General features: G+C 53.9%; 15 protein-coding genes and 1 pseudogene. 14 read left to right on the forward strand and 2 right to left on the reverse strand.

Going from position 1 to position 13,048, the window contains the following annotated elements:
* Positions 1-15: 15 nt before the first annotated feature.
* Positions 16-603: pseudogene (gene ecpA, locus PGR29_RS15430) on the reverse strand (common pilus major fimbrillin subunit EcpA); the annotation flags it as partial.
* A 1,057-nt stretch (positions 604-1,660) separates the two neighbouring features.
* On the opposite strand from ecpA, the gene PGR29_RS15435 reads away from it, so the two are divergent.
* The 3 genes from PGR29_RS15435 to PGR29_RS15445 all read left to right on the forward strand — a co-directional run bounded on the left by PGR29_RS15435 (position 1,661) and on the right by PGR29_RS15445 (position 2,891).
* Positions 1,661-1,831, forward strand: coding sequence for a hypothetical protein (locus PGR29_RS15435; RefSeq protein ID WP_316424806.1), 171 nt, complete (start codon positions 1,661-1,663; stop codon positions 1,829-1,831).
* A 635-nt stretch (positions 1,832-2,466) separates the two neighbouring features.
* The gene (locus PGR29_RS15440) at positions 2,467-2,679 is read left to right on the forward strand and encodes a DUF4177 domain-containing protein (RefSeq protein ID WP_271032875.1); all 213 of its coding nucleotides are present in this window, start codon (positions 2,467-2,469) and stop codon (positions 2,677-2,679) included.
* Positions 2,676-2,891 carry a hypothetical protein gene (locus PGR29_RS15445; RefSeq protein WP_087858581.1) on the forward strand — a complete coding sequence of 72 codons (216 nt, stop codon included), beginning with the start codon at positions 2,676-2,678 and terminating at the stop codon, positions 2,889-2,891. Before PGR29_RS15440 ends, PGR29_RS15445 begins: the two co-directional genes overlap by 4 nt.
* Before the next feature lie 37 nt (positions 2,892-2,928).
* Here the strand turns inward: PGR29_RS15445 and PGR29_RS15450 are convergent, their stop codons facing one another.
* On the reverse strand, positions 2,929-3,987 hold the full coding sequence (locus PGR29_RS15450) for an aminopeptidase (RefSeq protein ID WP_087858580.1): 1,059 nt from the start codon (positions 3,985-3,987) through the stop codon (positions 2,929-2,931).
* Between the two features lie 246 nt (positions 3,988-4,233).
* Here PGR29_RS15450 and cysG point away from each other — a divergent pair, with 246 nt between their 5' ends.
* From cysG to PGR29_RS15505, 11 genes are all read left to right on the forward strand, one after another.
* Complete coding sequence (gene cysG, locus PGR29_RS15455; RefSeq protein ID WP_316424918.1) at positions 4,234-5,640, forward strand: siroheme synthase CysG; 1,407 nt, start codon at positions 4,234-4,236, stop codon at positions 5,638-5,640.
* Between the two features lie 9 nt (positions 5,641-5,649).
* Complete coding sequence (gene cysD, locus PGR29_RS15460; RefSeq protein WP_015369979.1) at positions 5,650-6,558, forward strand: sulfate adenylyltransferase subunit CysD; 909 nt, start codon at positions 5,650-5,652, stop codon at positions 6,556-6,558.
* Between the two features lie 9 nt (positions 6,559-6,567).
* On the forward strand, positions 6,568-7,995 hold the full coding sequence (gene cysN, locus PGR29_RS15465) for a sulfate adenylyltransferase subunit CysN (protein WP_087858578.1): 1,428 nt from the start codon (positions 6,568-6,570) through the stop codon (positions 7,993-7,995).
* A complete protein-coding gene (cysC, locus tag PGR29_RS15470; RefSeq protein ID WP_047044279.1) occupies positions 7,995-8,600 on the forward strand; it encodes an adenylyl-sulfate kinase in 606 nt (201 codons plus the stop codon). Before cysN ends, cysC begins: the two co-directional genes overlap by 1 nt.
* A gap of 50 nt (positions 8,601-8,650) precedes the next feature.
* Positions 8,651-8,977, forward strand: coding sequence for a DUF3561 family protein (locus PGR29_RS15475; protein ID WP_047044281.1), 327 nt, complete (start codon positions 8,651-8,653; stop codon positions 8,975-8,977).
* Positions 8,978-9,115: 138 nt separating this feature from the next.
* The gene (ftsB, locus tag PGR29_RS15480) at positions 9,116-9,427 is read left to right on the forward strand and encodes a cell division protein FtsB (RefSeq protein WP_015369983.1); all 312 of its coding nucleotides are present in this window, start codon (positions 9,116-9,118) and stop codon (positions 9,425-9,427) included.
* A gap of 19 nt (positions 9,428-9,446) precedes the next feature.
* A complete protein-coding gene (ispD, locus tag PGR29_RS15485; protein ID WP_047039060.1) occupies positions 9,447-10,157 on the forward strand; it encodes a 2-C-methyl-D-erythritol 4-phosphate cytidylyltransferase in 711 nt (236 codons plus the stop codon).
* Complete coding sequence (gene ispF / locus PGR29_RS15490; RefSeq protein ID WP_015703296.1) at positions 10,157-10,636, forward strand: 2-C-methyl-D-erythritol 2,4-cyclodiphosphate synthase; 480 nt, start codon at positions 10,157-10,159, stop codon at positions 10,634-10,636. Before ispD ends, ispF begins: the two co-directional genes overlap by 1 nt.
* A complete protein-coding gene (gene truD / locus PGR29_RS15495) occupies positions 10,633-11,682 on the forward strand; it encodes a tRNA pseudouridine(13) synthase TruD (RefSeq protein WP_087858576.1) in 1,050 nt (349 codons plus the stop codon). Before ispF ends, truD begins: the two co-directional genes overlap by 4 nt.
* Positions 11,663-12,424 (forward strand): 5'/3'-nucleotidase SurE, encoded by a 762-nt coding sequence (gene surE / locus PGR29_RS15500; RefSeq protein WP_015369987.1) that lies wholly within the window; start codon positions 11,663-11,665, stop codon positions 12,422-12,424. Before truD ends, surE begins: the two co-directional genes overlap by 20 nt.
* A complete protein-coding gene (locus PGR29_RS15505; protein WP_087858575.1) occupies positions 12,418-13,044 on the forward strand; it encodes a protein-L-isoaspartate(D-aspartate) O-methyltransferase in 627 nt (208 codons plus the stop codon). Before surE ends, PGR29_RS15505 begins: the two co-directional genes overlap by 7 nt.
* The last annotated feature ends 4 nt before the right edge of the window (positions 13,045-13,048 follow it).

The following is a 13,048-nucleotide window of genomic DNA, read 5'->3' on the forward strand; positions in this document are numbered from 1 at the left end:
AATATAAAAAAAACAGCTGGTCCAGGTTGCGTCGAACTGCACGCTAACGTCGCCGCTCCAGATACCTTCCGGCAGGGTGCTGTAATCAGTTACAGCAGTCTTACCGTCGGAGGTGCCGCCATTGATGGAGAAGGTGAAGCTATCCTGTGCGCTGGTACGGCCCGCGGTGTTATAACCGTTGGACAGGGCGCTCAGGTTACCGCCCAGAATGTTGTTCGCGGTATCGATCATCACGGTATCGGAAGCCTTATCAATGGCGGTGCCGTTATAATCGATGCCCACGCTCAGGGTGGAACCGGAAGTATCCAGCTGAGTCAGGGTGTTGGTCAGCAGACGGGAGGTCAGTTTGAAGCCAGTTGCAGTGGTGTCGCCTTCAACGGTAACGTCATACAGACCTTTCTGAGTGTTAAAGCCTTTGATGCCATCAGCATACTGGAAAGTCAGGCTTCCCAGCGGAGTAACAACCAGTTTGCTGGCGGTATCTTTTTTGGCGGTTGCGGACCAGGTGGCTACGGATTGCGCGGTGACGCTTGTTGCTGCCTGAGCCACACCCATACCTGCAAATGCAGCGACCAGAGCTATAGCAAGAACCTTTTTATTCATAACAATTCATCCTGATTTAAAATTAAGGACCGGAGCCCTAGATTACGCATTAGTCATTAATACGCAGTAATACAAATGGTTTAGTTAATTACTCAAAGAACCATCCTGACTATGTTTTATATGGTTCTTTATCCCAGAGGTTTTTAAATTTCTATAATCAAATCAACGAGCTTTTATTAATTGGTCTTTTAAGTAATGGGGCTGCCTGCGACTGGCGTATATGAATTATGTTACATGAATATATGTATTAATTTTATTGCACCCATTAATTTTATAAACACCTGCAATGCCATGTTATCAATTATATGCTTAATAGAATAAGGCTTATTATTTTTTTTGAGATAGCGTGTTGTCGATGAGATAAAATGTATTCGCTTAACATGAACAAGTCAATGTGGTGTCTTCATCAATATTGTGATGTAATCATGCACGGTTATGATTAAAGGGTGTGGTATATGAATTTCTATTTATCAGCTTCAATTTTATTCTTTTTATGGGTTGTTAAATTTCTTTTTATTTCAAATGAATGCGTGTGTTTGTTCGTTTTTTGATTTTACATATTGTTCGTTTTTCCTAAATTCACTTTAGTACGTCGAATGGTTTTCTTTGCTTTCCTCTCATTTTTTTGAAGAATGTGTTTAACTCATATTAGTTATTATGGGTATGTGGATGGCGAAGATGGCGGGTGATTTTTATTGTCAATGATAATCCGAGCGAATGCTTTTGTAAGTGATATTGCTAAATGTTAATTTATAATTTTGAAGTTTGAATTGTTGAGTTTTGTGAATTTAGAGGCGATATTTTTCTATAACATCATCTTTGTATTAATGAGGTTTCATTGTTTGATGTTTAGACTGATTCATATCATTTTTCATAAGAATGTCTGTTTTCCTGGTTATGATATTTGTGTTGATGCGGTTGTTTGATTGGTTTTATGAATGTTATATGGCTGTTTATGTGTGTGAATAATAAGTAATTATATTGAGGGAGGTCATCTTTTAAATGGTTTAAAAGAGTAAATTGCATATTCGATTTTTATTATACCACTGGATATGCCGTGTCAATTTATAAGCACTGGGGGAAAAACCGACGGGGAGATGCTGGCGGAGGCGACGATTATCACCTGCTATGCTGGCATGACTGTGGAAAGTTTGCCCGTTCCTTCCAGCAACTCTATACCAATGACAATCTTGCCGCGGCTGTCGAAGGCGCTGTTTCCGCGCATTAATATTCCGTTGTGCTGGGATGACGATGAAGGTAATGAACGGTTCAATCAGCTGTCGTGATTTATTCCCGCTACGGTCGTGCTGTCCGACTGGAGTAGCTCATCGACCTGTTTTTTCTCTCAAGTCAGCCAACCAATGCCGCTGCAGGTCTGCTGGCGAAAGGTAATCGCCATCACCGAGCGGGAGGTGAGCATCTTCCCGCCGTCTGCGGTATTAAGGCTATATTTCCTTTAATTGAGCACCCTACACCGCTTCAGCAGGCGATACTGGATCTGGATATCAGTCATTGGGTCGGAGATAAACCGTCTGCAATGAGTCTAAGGTAAAATCAGAACCGTATTCTCCATTCTTACTGTTGCAATCCTACACAATATATCTACGCCCACAATTTCACTCTCTATTTAACTTATGTATCTAATAAAAAAATAATATAGCTCTGGAGAATCATTCCTTTAATAAATAGTTAAACCTAATTGATAATATTAAACGACATTGTAAAAAAAACTTGTTATTTTTCTTTTTATGCATTTAATATGTCGAAATTGCATTAATTACTGATTCAATAGTTATTTAAAGGTATTATATGCAATATGAATGGAATCTGGTGTATTATTTGTAATGGATAAAGGAAAACTCTGTGAAGCAATATAAAACTGTTATTTATCAGGAAGGTATGTTGGGTAGCATGTTGTTTGGTGCATCTAAAGTTAATCCGGTAAAATTCTCTGACTTCCTGAACAAGAATGCGAAAGAGGGCTGGCGTGTCGTGACCATGGAAAAGGACATCCGCCGTATGATGCTCTTTTTCAAACGTGAAGCCTATGTTGTTATTCTTGAAAAAGACGCATGAAAAAAACCGTTATTACCAGCCTGATTATTCTGACTGGCTGGGCGCTGTTGGCGATTATCCAGCTATGGCTGACGCCAATGGAAGCGCTTACCTTCGTGAAAATATCCGCGACGGCGGCGGTACTTGAAGTGGTTATCTTGATTGCCGGTTTAGCCCGGCGAGAATACTACGAAGAGCAGAGTCTGAAAAAGAATAGCTTTCTTGATGAATAATCACTGGGGCCATGCTTTGGCCCCGGTATCAGAATAATCAGGATTTCCCTGTTTTACCTTGTTCTGCCTTCGCCAGCTCTTTCACCAGCGGCAGCATCACTTTGACTACATCGCGCCCGCGATGCTCGATCCTTCCCGGCAGCGCTTTGTCGATATACTGTTGGTTATCCAGTTGCACGTCATGCCAGCTGGTACCCTGCGGGAAGCTACGGGTTTTACTGCGCTGCTGGTATCCATCCTTTTTACCCAACGACCAGTTAGTCGCTTCCACGGAGAGTACCGGGATCCCGGCGCTGTCAAAAACGCTAGCGTCGTTACAGCAGCCAGTACCTTTCGGGAACTCGGGATTCAGCCCTGGATTGGTGAACGCGGCGATGCCGTGGCTCCGGGCGATAGCCAGCGCGCGATCGCGGGTCAGCTTGCGTACCGATGCCGGCGTACTGCGCCCGCTGTTGAAATAGAGCTTATCGCCGACCACCAGGTTGTCGAGATTAATCACCAGCAGCGTGTTTTTCTTTTCCGCCTCGCTCATGCGTTTCAGCAAATTTTGCGCGCCCAGGCGGCCTTCTTCCTCGCCGCTGGTGGCGATAAAGCGAATGCCGTAACGGGTGGGGACGTTCTTTAAATGTTCCGCCAGTTCCAGCAGCACCCCGAGCCCCATCGCGTTATCGTCGATCCCCTGCAGCGTCAGGCCGCCGAGGTTGTTTTCTACGTCTTTATCGCTCTGCGGCGCATAGGTATCGAGGTGCGCCATAATGATAATTTGCTGACGAGACTGGCCTTCATGCGCGGCGATAACCGTGCTGCCGGTGGCGTTGTGCCAGTTCTTACGTTGGTTGCTGTCGGTATAGATGTAGCGGGTATTAAAGTTACGCACGTCGCTTTGATAACCCATCTGGGCAAACTGCTGGCGAAGATAATCGGCTGAAAGCATCTCGGCCGGCGTACCGGTCATTCTTCCGGGGAAGACGGTGGCAATATGGCGGGCCTGAGTATTTGCGGTGTCGCCCAGAGCGCTGAATGCCGGGGCGGCGGAGAAGACAAAACCTGCGCCAAGCGTCAGCGGAAGCAGACGACGGCACATCGCGGAAAACATAATGGGTCCTTACACGAGCGAAACATTTCGACCGCGTTAGTATGAAACTGTGACGCCGCTTAAACAATTTCATTTGCTCTTAAATAGCGGAAAACTCGCGCGTTAAGCACTTTTTGATATTTAGATTTCCAGCTCGTTATTCTTTTGCGTCACAACTCATTCCATTTCGTAATTTCATTTGCTCAAAGCCGCCCCCTATAGTCCCTCTATTGCTGAATGTAAGAGAGTTGTTGCGCCGTGGATTACTTGCCCCTGTTTGCCGAGTTGAAAGAGAGACCCGTGCTGGTTATCGGCGGTGGTGAAATTGCCGTCCGCAAGATTAAATTCTTGCTGCGGGCGCAGGCGAAGGTACAGGTGGTCGCCGCCGTCCTGTCGCCAGAGCTCGCTGAACAGGTTGAACGTCAGCAAATCAGCTGGCGGGCAACCGCCTTTGATGAACAGCAGGTGGACGACGTATTTCTGGTCATTGCCGCCACCGACGATCGTGAACTCAACCAGCGGGTGTTTGCCGCGGCTAACGCGCGCTACCGCCTGGTGAACGTGGTGGATGACCAGCAACTGTGCTCATTCGTCTTTCCTTCTATTGTCGACAGATCGCCGCTGCTGGTGGCTATATCCTCCAGCGGCAAGGCGCCGGTGCTGTCGCGCATTCTGCGTGAAAAAATCGAAGCGCTACTGCCCACAAATTTGGGGCGACTGGCTGAAACGGCGAGCTACTGGCGCCATCATCTGAAAACCCGGCTGACCACCACCGAAGCGCGTCGTCGCTTCTGGGAGCGCGTTTTCACCGGGCGTTTTGCCAGCCTGATGGTGGCCGGTAACCACGCGGCGGCGGAACGGGCGCTGCAGGATGAACTCGACAGGCCGGAACGCAGCGTGGGCGAAATTATTCTGGTAGGCGCCGGGCCGGGGGATGCCGGCTTGCTGACGCTACGCGGCCTGCAGGCGATTCAGCAGGCGGACGTGGTGTTTTATGACCACCTGGTGACCGAGAGCGTGCGGGAACTGGTGCGCCGCGATGCCGAAATGATCTGCGTTGGCAAGCGCGCGGGCGAGCACTCCGTACCGCAGCACGAAACGAATCAAATGCTGGTGGAGGCCGCCAAAGCGGGGAAAACGGTAGTGCGCCTGAAGGGCGGCGATCCGTTTATCTTCGGGCGCGGCGCTGAAGAGCTGCAGGCCGCCGCCGCCGTCGGGATCCCGTTCCAGGTGGTGCCTGGCGTTACCGCCGCGGCGGGCGCGACGGCCTATGCCGGCATCCCGCTGACCCATCGCGATTACGCGCAAAGCGCTGTCTTTGTCACCGGTCACTATAAATCAGACAGCGCGCCGTTTGACTGGGCGCTGCTGGCGAAGAGCCAACAAACGCTGGCGATTTATATGGGCACCATGAAAGCGGCGGACATCAGCGCTCAGCTGATCGCCCATGGCCGCGACGCGAATACCCCGGTGGCGGTGATTTCCCGCGGCACCCGCGAGGATCAGCAGACGCTGACCGGCACGTTACAACAGCTCGAACATCTGGCGAAAGATGCCCCAATGCCCGCGCTACTGGTGGTGGGCGAAGTGGTACAGCTGCATCAGCAGCTCGCCTGGTTTCAACACACAACATCTAGCGAGGGGTTTAACTCTTCGGTGGTAAATCTGGCTTAAGGAACGGTTATGGACCAAAAACGACTCACTCACCTGCGGCAACTGGAGGCGGAAAGCATCCATATCATTCGTGAGGTGGCCGCCGAATTCTCTAACCCGGTGATGATGTACTCCATCGGTAAAGATTCCAGCGTAATGCTGCATCTGGCGCGCAAAGCGTTTTATCCGGGAACCCTGCCGTTCCCGCTGCTGCACGTCGATACCGGCTGGAAATTCCGTGAGATGTACGAGTTCCGTGACCGTACCGCCAAAGCCTACGGCTGTGAACTGTTGGTGCATAAAAACCCGGAAGGGGTGGCGATGGGCATCAACCCGTTCGTCCACGGCAGCGCCAAGCACACCGATATCATGAAAACCGAAGGCCTGAAGCAGGCGCTGAACAAATATGGCTTTGATGCCGCATTCGGCGGCGCGCGCCGCGACGAAGAGAAGTCCCGCGCTAAAGAGCGTATCTATTCCTTCCGCGACCGCTTCCACCGCTGGGACCCGAAAAATCAGCGTCCGGAGCTGTGGCACAACTACAACGGCCAGATTAACAAAGGCGAAAGCATCCGCGTCTTCCCGCTCTCTAACTGGACCGAGCTGGATATCTGGCAGTACATCTACCTGGAAAATATTGAAATCGTTCCGCTGTATCTGGCGGCAGAGCGGCCAGTACTGGAGCGCGACGGCATGCTGATGATGATCGATGACGACCGTATCGATCTGCAGCCGGGCGAGATGATCAAAAAGCAGATGGTGCGCTTCCGTACCCTCGGCTGCTGGCCGCTGACCGGCGCGGTAGAGTCCAACGCGCAAACGCTGCCGGAAATTATTGAAGAGATGCTGGTATCCACCACCAGCGAACGTCAGGGGCGCGTCATTGACCGCGACCAGGCAGGCTCCATGGAGCTGAAAAAACGTCAGGGGTATTTCTAAGGAGCCGCCATGAACACTACGATTGCACAACAAATTGCTAATGAAGGCGGCGTAGAAGCTTACCTGCACGCGCAACAGCACAAAAGCCTGCTGCGTTTTCTGACCTGCGGCAGCGTCGATGACGGCAAAAGTACCTTGATTGGCCGCCTGCTGCACGATACGCGCCAGATTTATGAAGATCAGCTCTCTTCCCTGCACAATGACAGCAAGCGTCACGGTACTCAGGGCGAGAAACTGGATCTGGCGCTGCTGGTGGATGGCCTGCAGGCCGAGCGCGAGCAGGGCATCACCATTGATGTCGCCTATCGCTACTTCTCGACTGAGAAACGCAAATTTATCATTGCCGACACGCCGGGCCATGAGCAGTACACCCGTAATATGGCGACCGGCGCGTCCACCTGCGATCTGGCGATCCTGCTGATTGACGCCCGCAAAGGCGTGCTCGACCAGACTCGCCGCCATAGTTTTATCTCCACACTATTGGGGATTAAGCACCTGGTGGTCGCGGTGAACAAAATGGATCTCGTCGAGTTCAGCGAAGCGCGCTTCAATGAAATTCGTGAAGATTATCTGACTTTCGCCGAACAGCTGCCGGGCAAGCTTGATATCCGTTTCGTGCCGCTGTCGGCGCTGGAAGGGGATAACGTCGCCACCCAGAGCGATAAAATGCCGTGGTACAGCGGCCCGACGCTGCTGGAAGTGCTGGAAACCGTTGACATTCAGCGCGAGGTTGAAAGCCAGCCGCTGCGCTTCCCGGTGCAGTACGTGAACCGTCCGAACCTGGATTTCCGCGGCTTCTCCGGCACCGTCGCTTCCGGTACGGTCACCGTTGGCCAGCGCCTGAAAGTATTGCCGTCGGGCGTGGAGTCGAACGTGGCGCGTATTGTCACCTTTGACGGCGATCTGCCGCAGGCCGGAGCGGGGGAAGCGATCACTATCGTCCTGAAAGATGAAATCGACATCAGCCGCGGCGATTTGCTGGTTGACGCCGAAGCCTCGTTACCTGCGGTACAAAGCGCCAGCATCGACGTCGTGTGGATGGCGGAACAGGCGCTGTCGCCGGGCCAGAGCTATGACATTAAAGTGGCTGGCAAGAAAACCCGCGCCCGCGTTGACGCTATCCGCTATCAGGTGGACATCAATAATCTGACCCAGCGTGAAGTCGAAACCCTGCCGCTGAACGGCATCGGGCTGGTGGAGCTGACCTTTGACGAGCCGCTGGTGCTCGATCCGTATCAGGACAATCCGGTGACCGGCGGGCTTATCTTTATCGATCGCCTGAGCAACGTGACGGTGGGCGCGGGAATGGTCAACGAACCGCACCTGCAGGCGCAGGCTCCGACGTCACAGTACAGCCCCTTTGAGCTGGAGCTGAATCAGCTGATTCGTAAACACTTCCCGCACTGGGACGCGCGCGATCTGCTGGGAGGTAAGTAATGGCCCGACATGACGAAAACGTCGTCTGGCATGCGCATCCTGTCACCCGCGAGCAGCGCGAACAGCATCATGGCCATCGCGGCGTGGTGCTGTGGTTTACCGGCCTCTCGGGGTCGGGTAAATCCACCGTCGCCGGGGCGCTGGAAGAGGCGCTGCACGAGCTTGGCGTGAGCACCTATTTGCTTGACGGCGATAATGTGCGCCACGGGCTGTGTAGCGATCTGGGATTCAGTGACGACGATCGCAAAGAGAACATTCGCCGCGTCGGTGAAGTGGCTAAGCTGATGGTCGATGCCGGGCTGGTTGTATTGACGGCGTTTATATCTCCGCATCGAGCGGAACGGCAGATGGTGCGCGAGCGTTTGGGGGAAGGACGCTTTATCGAAGTGTTTGTCGATACTCCTCTGGCCACTTGTGAGACGAGGGATCCGAAAGGACTGTACAAGAAGGCGCGGGCAGGGGAGCTGCGTAATTTTACCGGTATTGATTCGGTCTATGAATCCCCGGAGAACGCTGAAATTCATCTGGATGGTGAACAATTGGTAACAAATTTGGTGCACCAACTATTAGACCTGCTTCGACAGAGCGATATTATCAGATCCTGAAAAGGCAACGGCATCGAGGGGTGCCGGTCGCCCGGTCAACAGGATTCGATATGCGCAATACCCAGAACCTCAGTATTATTCGTTCAGAACCGCCTCCGGCGGCCGGCGACGAGACCACCTGGTCTTTGTCGGGCGCCGCCGTGGGCTTTATTTCATGGCTGCTGGCGCTGGGTATTCCCTTCCTCATGTATGGCGGTAATACGCTCTTTTTCTTCCTCTATACCTGGCCTTTCTTCCTTGCCATTATGCCGGTCGCCGTGGTGGTCGGTATTGCGCTACATTCATTACTGGACGGCAAGCTGATTTACAGCGTTTGCGCGACGATTTTAACCGTCGGGCTGATGTTTGGTCTGCTGTTCCTCTGGCTGTTGGGATAGCCTTTTTGGGATGAATCAAGCCTGGGTATCCATCGCAAAAATGTGGTACAGTCCCCGCGTTACGCGGCATCGTCCGCGCGCCAGGGTAGAGTACTCCGGCGAGTTATGGGATGATGATGCCGTTTTTCAGGGGGCAGGATGGGTAAATTAACGCTGCTATTATTAGCTTTGCTGGTCTGGCTACAGTACTCGCTGTGGTTTGGCAAAAATGGTTTGCACGACTATAGCCGGGTTAATGACGATGTCTCCGCTCAGCAGGCCACTAACGCCAAATTAAAAGCGCGCAACGATCAGCTTTTCGCCGAAATTGACGATCTCAACGGCGGTCAGGAGGCGATCGAGGAACGCGCGCGCAATGAACTCAGCATGACCCGCCCGGGCGAAACCTTCTATCGTCTGGTGCCGGATGCATCAAAACGCAATCAGGGTTCTGCGCAGAATAATCGATAAACAAGCCCAGGATGACAATATGGCAGCCACTTTTCCGGGCGTTTGCGCCGTGGTGCCGGCAGCCGGTTTTGGCCGCCGTATGCAAACGGAGTGCCCGAAACAATATCTCTCAATCGGTAACAAAACGATTCTCGAACATTCGGTCGCCGCGCTGCTGGCGAACGAGCGCGTTCAGCGAGTGGTCATCGCCGTTAGCCCCGGCGATATCCGCTTTAGTCAACTTCCCTTAGCCCACCATCCGCAGGTCACCGTCGTTGACGGCGGCGCCGAGCGTGCCGATTCGGTACTGGCGGGGCTGAAAGCGTTAGCGGATGCGCAATGGGTGCTGGTTCATGATGCCGCGCGGCCGTGCCTGCATCAGGACGATCTCTCGCGGCTGCTGGCGCTAAGCGCGACCAGCCGCGTCGGCGGCATACTTGCGGCGCCGGTGCGCGATACCATGAAGCGTGCCGAACCGGGCAAAACCGCGATCGCCCATACCGTCGAACGCAATGATTTATGGCATGCGCTGACGCCGCAATTTTTCCCGCGTGAACTGCTATTTGACTGCCTGACGCGCGCGCTGGATGAAGGCGCGACCATCACCGATGAAGCGTCGGCGCTGGAGTACTGTGGCTTCCATCCCGAATTGGTCGCCGGACGAGCTGATAATATTAAAGTAACGCGCCCGGAAGATCTGGCGCTGGCCGAATTTTACCTTACCCGTTCCCGACACCAGGAGAAGGCTTAATGCGAATTGGACACGGTTTTGACGTACACGCTTTTGGCGGTGAAGGGCCAATTATTATTGGCGGGGTACGTATTCCTTATGAGAAAGGGCTGCTCGCCCATTCCGATGGCGACGTCGCGCTGCATGCGCTGACCGACGCGCTGCTGGGCGCCGCGGCGCTCGGCGACATCGGTAAACTGTTCCCGGATACCGATCCGGCCTTTAAAGGCGCGGATAGCCGGGAGCTGCTGCGTGAAGCGTGGCGGCGGATTCAGGCTAAGGGATATACCCTTGGCAACGTTGACGTCACCATCATCGCCCAGGCGCCAAAAATGCTGCCGCATATCCCGCAGATGCGCGTGTTTATCGCCGAAGATCTCGGCTGCCATATGGACGACGTCAATGTGAAAGCGACCACCACCGAGAAGCTTGGCTTCACCGGCCGTGGCGAAGGCATCGCCTGTGAAGCGGTGGCGCTGCTGCGTAAGGCTGCGCAATGATCGCCTTTGATGACTTAACATACCTGCACGGCAAGCCGCTGGGCCAGGGGCGGCTGAAGGCTAATCCGGAAGACTTTCTGGTGGTCGAAGACCTCGGTTTCGCCCCTGATGGCGAAGGCGAACATGTGCTGGTGCGGATTCTGAAAAATGGCTGCAACACCCGTTTCGTTGCCGACGCGCTGGCGAAATTCCTTAAAATCCATGCGCGCGAAGTGAGCTTTGCCGGGCAAAAGGATAAGCACGCGGTCACCGAACAGTGGCTGTGCGCCCGCGTGCCGGGCAAAGAGATGCCGGATCTGAGCAAATTTCAGCTCGAAGGCTGCCAGGTGCTGGAGTATGCCCGCCATAAGCGTAAGCTGCGTTTAGGCGCGCTGAAGGGCAACCAGTTCACGCTGATCCTGCGGGAAATCAGCGATCGCGACGATGTCGAAAAGCGCTTGCAGGCGATAGCCGCCGCCGGCGTGCCGAACTATTTCGGCGCGCAGCGCTTTGGTATCGGCGGCAGTAACTTGCAGGGCGCATTGCGCTGGGCCGAGAGCGGCGAGCCGGTGCGCGATCGCAATAAACGCAGTTTTTGGTTGTCGGCGGCACGCAGCGCGTTGTTTAATCAGCAAGTTGCAATTAGATTAAAAAAAACGGAATTTAATCAGGTTGTTGATGGCGATGCGCTACAATTAGCGGGGCGCGGAAGCTGGTTTGTGGCAACCACCGAAGAGTTGGCGGAATTGCAGGCGCGGGTCGATAACCGCGAGCTGATGATTACCGCTGCGCTGCCGGGCAGCGGCGACTGGGGCAGCCAACGCGACGCGCTGGCCGCCGAGCAAGCCGCGATAGCCGAAGAAACGTCGCTACAGGCGCTGCTGGCGCGCGAAAAAGTCGAAGCCGCGCGCCGGGCGATGCTGCTGTATCCGCAGCAATTGTGCTGGAACTGGTGGGATGATGTCACTGTTGAACTGCGCTTCTGGCTGCCAGCGGGAAGTTTTGCCACCAGCGTGGTAAGGGAACTTATCAATACAACGGGTGACTATGCGAATATTGCTGAGTAACGATGACGGTATCCACGCGCCGGGGATCCAAACCCTGGCGAAGGCCTTACGCGAATTTGCCGAGGTCCAGGTTGTTGCACCCGATCGTAATCGCAGCGGCGCCTCAAATTCGCTCACGCTGGAATCTTCTCTACGCACGTTCACCTTTGAAAATGGCGATATCGCCGTCCAGATGGGCACGCCGACCGACTGCGTTTATCTTGGCGTTAACGCGCTGATGCGTCCGCGCCCGGATATCGTGGTCTCAGGAATCAACGCGGGCCCCAATCTTGGCGATGACGTTATCTATTCCGGTACCGTTGCGGCGGCGATGGAAGGCCGCCATCTTGGTTTTCCCGCCCTTGCCGTTTCGCTGAACGGCTATCAACATTACGATACCGCGGCGGCAGTGACGTGTACGATTTTGCGCGCGTTAAGCCGCGAGCCGCTGCGTACCGGGCGGATCCTCAACATCAACGTGCCGGATCTTCCCCTCGAGCAAATCAAAGGCATTCGCGTGACCCGCTGCGGCAACCGGCATCCGGCCGACCAGGTCATTCCGCAAAAAGATCCGCGCGGCAATACGCTGTACTGGATCGGCCCGCCGGGCGATAAGCGCGATGCCGGGCCGGGAACCGATTTTGCGGCGGTGGATGAAGGCTATGTTTCCGTCACGCCATTGCATGTCGATTTAACCGCTCATCAGGCACATGAGGTGGTAACCGATTGGTTAGAACGCGTCGGGGTTGATACGCAATGGTAAGTAAACGTGTTGAAAGTTTGTTGAATCAGCTACGTACTCAGGGCATCGTCGATGAGCGAGTCCTCGAGGCAATCGCGCAGGTTCCGCGCGAGAAATTCGTTGATGAAGCCTTTGAACATAAGGCGTGGGAAAACACCGCGCTGCCGATTGGCCAGGGGCAAACTATCTCGCAGCCTTATATGGTGGCGAGGATGACGGAGCTTCTGGAACTGACGCCGGACTCAAAAGTGCTGGAAATCGGCACCGGCTCCGGCTATCAGACGGCGATCCTGGCGCACCTCGTGCACCACGTCTGCTCGGTTGAGCGGATTAAGAGCCTGCAGTGGCAGGCGCGTCGGCGTCTTAAACAACTTGATTTACATAATGTTTCAACCCGTCATGGCGATGGATGGCAGGGTTGGCAGGCTCGCGCGCCTTTTGACGCGATTATCGTCACCGCCGCGCCGCCGGAAATTCCGGCCGCGCTGATGGCGCAGCTTGATGAAGGCGGCGTGCTGGTTTTACCGGTAGGTGAAGAACATCAGTACCTGAAGCGGATCCGTCGCCGCGGCGGCGAATTTTTCATCGATACCGTCGAGGCCGTTCGCTTTGTTCCGCTCGTCAGAGGGGAACTGGCCTGAACCC

The organism is Klebsiella sp. 141203, assembly GCF_032601985.1.
GTDB classification, from domain to species: Bacteria; Pseudomonadota; Gammaproteobacteria; order Enterobacterales; family Enterobacteriaceae; genus Klebsiella; species Klebsiella aerogenes.

Excerpts from the sequence above, each read along its gene's own strand:
- cysD (WP_015369979.1), top strand. The coding sequence starts at position 5,650 with ATGGACCAAAAACGACTCACTCACCTGCGGCAACTGGAGGCGGAAAGC.
- PGR29_RS15445 (WP_087858581.1), top strand. The coding sequence starts at position 2,676 with ATGAAAAAAACCGTTATTACCAGCCTGATTATTCTGACTGGCTGGGCG.
- truD (WP_087858576.1), top strand. The coding sequence starts at position 10,633 with ATGATCGCCTTTGATGACTTAACATACCTGCACGGCAAGCCGCTGGGC.
- ispF (WP_015703296.1), top strand. The coding sequence starts at position 10,157 with ATGCGAATTGGACACGGTTTTGACGTACACGCTTTTGGCGGTGAAGGG.
- cysN (WP_087858578.1), top strand. The coding sequence starts at position 6,568 with ATGAACACTACGATTGCACAACAAATTGCTAATGAAGGCGGCGTAGAA.
- PGR29_RS15505 (WP_087858575.1), top strand. The coding sequence starts at position 12,418 with ATGGTAAGTAAACGTGTTGAAAGTTTGTTGAATCAGCTACGTACTCAG.
- PGR29_RS15450 (WP_087858580.1), bottom strand. The coding sequence starts at position 3,987 with ATGTTTTCCGCGATGTGCCGTCGTCTGCTTCCGCTGACGCTTGGCGCA.
- ftsB (WP_015369983.1), top strand. The coding sequence starts at position 9,116 with ATGGGTAAATTAACGCTGCTATTATTAGCTTTGCTGGTCTGGCTACAG.
- PGR29_RS15475 (WP_047044281.1), top strand. The coding sequence starts at position 8,651 with ATGCGCAATACCCAGAACCTCAGTATTATTCGTTCAGAACCGCCTCCG.
- surE (WP_015369987.1), top strand. The coding sequence starts at position 11,663 with ATGCGAATATTGCTGAGTAACGATGACGGTATCCACGCGCCGGGGATC.
- ispD (WP_047039060.1), top strand. The coding sequence starts at position 9,447 with ATGGCAGCCACTTTTCCGGGCGTTTGCGCCGTGGTGCCGGCAGCCGGT.
- cysC (WP_047044279.1), top strand. The coding sequence starts at position 7,995 with ATGGCCCGACATGACGAAAACGTCGTCTGGCATGCGCATCCTGTCACC.